Genomic DNA, 5,657 nt, shown 5'->3' with positions numbered 1-5,657 from the left:
CCGAACACCGCGCGTGCCAAGCCGATGCGCTGGCGCTGCCCGCCGGACAGCGCGCTGCCGCCCCGTCCGAGCGGTGTGTCGTAACCCTGCGGCAGCCGCAGGATAAGATCATGGACATCCGCCTTTTTGGCCGCCGCCACGATCGCCTCGCCGTCCATCGACCCGAAACGGCTGATGTTCTCGGCGACCGTGCCATCGAACAGCTCGACGTCCTGCGGCAGATAGCCGACGAAAGTGCCGCGGGTCTCGGCGTTCCAGCTTTGGATGTCGGAACCGTCGAACCGGATGGTGCCGGCATCGGGACGCCAAGCCCCGACCAGCAGGCGGGCCAGCGTCGATTTGCCGGCCCCACTGGGACCGATGATGCCGAGCACCTGTCCGCTTGGAAGTTCGAAGGAGAGATCCGACAGGGACGGCATGTCGCGTCCGGGGGGTATCGCGCGAATGTTCTCGGCGCTGACACATCCTTGCGGGCGGGGAGGGTTGCTTCGGCCGCCCGCTCTCTCGGTGGCTTGCAGCAGGCCGTTCAGGCGCCGGTACGAGACGCGTGCGCCGAGGAACTGCTTCCAGACGCCGATCGCCTGTTCGACCGGCGCCAGCGCCCGGCCCATCAGGACGGAGGACGCGATGATGCAGCCGGCGGAAATCTGTTCGTGGATGGCAAGCCAGGCACCGCCGCCGAGCATGGCCGTCTGAAGCAGTAGCCGGGTGAACTTCGTGAGGCCCATGACGATGCCGGCACGGTCGGCCGCCTGCGCCTGGAGGCGCAGGATGTCGCCCTGCCGTGCGGCCCATCTGTGCCGGAAATTCTGGAACATGCCCATCGCCTCGATCACCTCGGCGTTGCGCATGCTGCTGTCGATCGCCCCGGACAGGGATGCCGAAACCTTGCCGGCGGACGCCAGCGGCTTCTTGGTGACGGCGTTGTTGGCAAACGCCAGGGCAAGCAGCACCGCACCTCCGGCCAGCGCGACGAAACCGAGCATGGGGTGCAGCAGGAAGATGATCGCCAGGAAAAGCGGCGCCCAGGGCGCGTCGAAAAAGGCGAAGATGCCGGACCCGGTCAGGAACTGGCGCACCGTGTCGAAGTCGCGCATACCCTGCTCGGGGTTGCCGTCGAGCCGCTTAAGGCTGCCGCTGAACTGGGCAGCCAGCACCCGCTCTCCCAGCATCTGATCCAGGCGCCCGCCGATCCGCACCAGGATGCGCGACCGGAAGACCTCGAGCAGCGACATGGTTCCCAGCAAGCCGACCGTGATCAGGGTCAGCATGAACAGGGTGGCCTCACTGTGGCTGTGAAGCACCCGGTCGTAGACCTGCATCATGTAGAGTGAAGGCACCACCATCAGGAGGTTGATGACGGAACTGAACACTGCGGCCATAACGAAGGTACTGCGACAGGTCGCAAGCACCGCTCCCAGTTCGGACTTCTTGGTCATCATCAATGCTTCGACAGTTGCTCGGAAGGTCCCTGCGAAGCGCGGTGCCATCGAAGTCAGCACCTATGCTCGAGACCGATGAGACCGACTTTGCCGTCACCATGCTTAACGAGGACTTAATGGCAGGAAACGCTTGGAAACTGAGGCCGGAAAGGGCAGGGGACCTGTTCTGCCAGGTCTGATGCTGCGGAAAGGACGATAAGATCGTCCTCAACGCCTAATTGCGCTGCATACATCCATCGCATACGTTAGCATAGCGAGATATGCATCAATACGCACTCAGAGGAAGGTGGCGGGACATGTATGCCCATCCTCAGCACGGTGGCGGCGCGGAAGTGAAGAATCTGCGCAAGGCGGGCGGGGCCTGGTTGAAGCAGTGCCGCCTGAGCCGAGGTCTTACCCAGCTCCAAGTCGCCGACGCGGTCGGCCTCGGGAACTACACGATGGTTTCCATGATCGAGTCCGGACGGGGCAGAATCCCGCCAGAGGCCTATAAGTTGTGGGCTGCCGTTATGGACATGGACTCCCGTGATTTCGTCAAACAGATCATGCGTTTTTATGATCCTGTTACATTCGCCATACTGTTCGAAGATTAAGATAAATAACTATCAGTACTTATTTCACACAGGTCGGCGAATACTTTAAGCTGCATGGTCGGAACAGCCGTCCGCTACAGTACGACCATCAGGCCATCCCCTGTATCGATCGGTGTAACTTCTGCATCGGCCAACCGCATTTTGCCCGCACATCACAGGAACGTGAGGGATCAGGCTAAGGTATCCCGCTCAACGATCAGTCTTAACCACTGCCGAACAGGGCTTTGTGTGTGACAGGATCATAGTATCGCATGATCTGCTTGATAAAGTCTTGGGTATCGACGCCCAGGGCTCGGGCATAGAGCTCATAGCGATCCGACTGTAGCCGCAGCTTGCCGGCCTCGATCTGAGCGATCGTCGTGTAGTAGGGGAAACCGACCGCTTCCGCGAGCATGCGCTGGGAGAGACCAGACCTATTACGAAGCGTCTTGAGCCAAAGGCCGGCCTCCTTGCGGAGGTCACCTGCGCCATGGGCCGTGCTGGATTAAGGATCGGTGTCCATAGCGGCGGGTTGCTCAATGAGTTCCGGAGTGATCGGTAGAGGGAGACGAAAAAAGCCTAAGCAATTGCCAGGTAGATCGTTGGATTGTCATTCGGACTGCAATTTTCGGATCGTGCAAATCGTCAAATGAACATTCAAAAAAGAAGAGGTTGGCGCTAGATGACCAACCTCTTGATTTGATATGCAGGGATGCCGAAGCATCCCTGCGGCAGTCTTTTCCCTTGTGAAGGGATTGCTTTAGTGGGTCATCTTACACAGGCGTCTGGAAGATGAAGTCGTTGGCAGACAACGTGATGTTGCCAGCCAGTTCGACCTCATGGACTACGACTTCGTCATCGTCGGTCGTCTCATTCCAGGCAACGATCGTGACACCGCCACCCATCGAGATGTCGAGCCCGCTGAACTGGAAGACTTGATCCACGTCGCGCAGGTCGATCTTGTCCTGACCGATCGTGAAGTCGAGGATGACATCACGGTTGCCAAGGCCGCTACCCGTGTCTTCGTTGCCGAAGACGAAGATATCGCTGCCGAGGCCGCCCTTGAGCTGATCCACACCGGCACCACCCACAAGGATATCCAGACCGTCACCGCCGGTCAGGGTATCGTCGTTGTGGCCACCGGTGAGGGAACCCTTGGCATCCGCCGTGCCCTTGTAGCTCAGCTCGGCGGTCACCTTACCCAGGAAGTCCGAAGCATCGACGCTTTGGACAGTCGAGGACAGGTGATCCAGCGTGACGCTGCTATTCCTGCCAGCTGCCATTGCGTCATCTAGAACCTCCTGGGCGTCGAGCAGGTCCTGCTGCAGCTTTGCGGTCGTGCCGTCAACTTGATCGGCCAACAGAGCGGCGTTCGCGTCGAACAGGTCCTGCTGCAGCTCATCCCATGCTGGATTACCAGGCGCTGGATTTGAACTGTTGTTGTCCTCCTCCCAAGTCTCCAACGCGGTCGAGGCAGTAGTCACGGCGGCCTCGAGGTTCAAGCGTTGCGTGACTTCAGTCTGAGCGTTGGTCGCAGCGGTCTCGAGGTTCAAGCGTTGCGTGACTTCAGTCTGAGCGTCGATTACAGCCTGCCTGAAATCGGTAATCGTCTTTCCACCTATAACGTCCAACAGGCTAATGGTGGTCAACCCAGTGTCGTTGCTGGTGATCATCTCGCCGTCGAACGTCGCCGTCGTCGTACCTTCGACCCGGAGGTTGATGTTGCCGACGTTGGTCAGGGTTGCCGAGCTGGTTTCGCCGTCCACGAGGGTCGCCGAAACAGTCGTCTTCCCGGTTGCCGCGCCGATGACCTTGTCGCCGGACGTCAGGTTCTTACCGAAGTCGACCGACAGATCGTCTTTGTACTCGGTCGCCTCGTAACCCTCTTCGAGCCAGCCGTAGAAATCGCCGGTCCAGCCGGTGGCGTTCACTTCGGTATCGTCGGTGCCGATATTGACGATCCGCAGCCCTTCCATGGCATTCAAGCCCATCAGGCCCGGTTCCTGAAGCACCTCTTCGAAGCTGCCGATCTCGTACACGACGGGACCAGAGATCTTGGAAGCGTCCAGGGTGGCGCTTTCCATGGTCGTCAGACGGATCTTCTCGACACCGCTGATTTCAGGGCCGGCCACGATGGTCGGTTCGGCGATGGTCATGTAGTCGGACAGAACCGCCGAAACGACGTCGTTGTTCTCGGAGCCCACGACCTTGGTATTGTCCAGCGAACCGTAGTAGTTGGCGGACAGGGTCGCCGTACCGGTCAGCTCCGAAGCATTCAGCTCAGTGCCTGCCGCCAGGAGAATTTCGAGGCTGCTGGTACCGGAGACATTGACCTTCGCACCCTCGTTGTTGAAGAGGACGATCTGGCTGGCGGTCCCGGTGGTCGTCAGGTTGATGGTTTCGACATTCGCGATGTTCAACGCACCGGTCGAAACTTCCTCATTGGAGAAATAGACCTTCAGTCCGTCGATGGTCGCGTTGACGGTGTCTTCGCCGTCGCCGCCGTCGACACTATCGAGGTTGTCGAGGGTATCGCCGAAGTCGATGGTGTCGTTGCCGGCGCCGCCGGTAACCTGGACAGCTTCCGAGCCGGAACCGAAGGAAACGTTCAGACCGCCGCTTTCGCCCTGGGTGCTGACGATGGTACCGATGTTCGCACCGACGTTGAGCAGGGAAACGCTCTCGTTGCCGGAGACGTTGATCGTTACCGAGCCTGCGGCGACAGTGATGCCGGAAGCATCGACCGTACCCGCTTGCTCCACCGCCGACAGGTCGATAGTCTCGACGTTGGAAATCTTCAGAGCACCGGTTTCTTCGGTCAGGCCATCGACGATCGCCGTGACGCGATCGGAACCGACGCCACCAATCACGACATCCTTGCTGTCGAGCGTGTTGCGGAAGTCCATCGTATTGCCGGCAGAACCACCTGTGACGGTAACGTCACCGGAAGTCTCGCCGAAGCTCATCGTCAGAGCGCCCGTCAGCTGCGAGGCGTTCACAGAAGTCGTGCCCTCACCGATATTGAGCAGCGAGGTAGTATTCGTTCCCTTGACCGTGACGGTCTTGGCGCCGGTGATGTTCTCGAAGTCCAGACCGCCGGTGTTCAGGCTGGTGGTCAGATCGAACATCTCGACCTTGCTGATGGTCGGCGTGGCGACCGTCCCGTCGAGCGTGACTTCCATGCGGTCATAGTCGGAGTCGCCGCCCGTGAAGTCATCGCCGTTGTTCAGCGTACCAAGGGCACCCTTGAACACGTTGATGCCGGTCGGGGAAACACCGGGCAGCGCGAAGTTTTCGTTGGTGTCACTGCCACTGCTCAGTATCAGGAAACCGCTGGCGACGGCCAGATTGACTTCGGCCGTGGCAACGTTGCCGGGGGAATTGCCGGTCAGCGTCAAGGTGACCTTGCGGTCGCCGTCGCCGTTGATGGCATCGAAGGTGATGTTCTTCAGCAGGGTGTCGATCAGGTCGTCGGTGGCATCCTCGTTGAAGGTGATCACCATCGGCGAACCATCGGCTCCACCGGTGATCGTTCCGATGCTGATCTCCTCCTCGCCGTCTTCTACCAGCACAAAGCCGCTGACGACGCGGGCGCCTGAACCGGACAGAGCGAGAACGTCGGCGGGATCGACCGTACCGGACA

At 60.0% G+C, this 5,657-nt stretch carries 3 protein-coding genes and 1 pseudogene; 1 reads left to right on the top strand and 3 read right to left on the bottom strand.

Annotated elements, in window-relative coordinates:
* Positions 1-1,439: type I secretion system permease/ATPase (locus AC5JJ6_RS38930; RefSeq protein ID WP_496047184.1), on the bottom strand; the 1,439-nt coding region annotated here is incomplete at its 3' end.
* Between the two features lie 299 nt (positions 1,440-1,738).
* On the opposite strand from AC5JJ6_RS38930, the gene AC5JJ6_RS38925 reads away from it, so the two are divergent.
* The gene (locus tag AC5JJ6_RS38925; RefSeq protein ID WP_496047183.1) at positions 1,739-2,035 is read left to right on the top strand and encodes a helix-turn-helix domain-containing protein; all 297 of its coding nucleotides are present in this window, start codon (positions 1,739-1,741) and stop codon (positions 2,033-2,035) included.
* Positions 2,036-2,237: 202 nt separating this feature from the next.
* Here the strand turns inward: AC5JJ6_RS38925 and AC5JJ6_RS38920 are convergent.
* Both AC5JJ6_RS38920 and AC5JJ6_RS38915 read right to left on the bottom strand, forming a co-directional pair.
* A pseudogene (locus tag AC5JJ6_RS38920) lies at positions 2,238-2,465 on the bottom strand (helix-turn-helix domain-containing protein); the annotation flags it as partial.
* 322 nt (positions 2,466-2,787) lie between these two features.
* Entirely contained in the window at positions 2,788-5,517 is a 2,730-nt protein-coding gene (locus tag AC5JJ6_RS38915) for a hypothetical protein (RefSeq protein ID WP_496047182.1), read from the bottom strand.
* Between the last annotated feature and the right edge of the window lie 140 nt (positions 5,518-5,657).

The sequence above is a fragment of the Skermanella sp. genome, from assembly GCF_059503625.1.
This window is presented reverse-complemented; position numbering and strand designations above follow the sequence as displayed.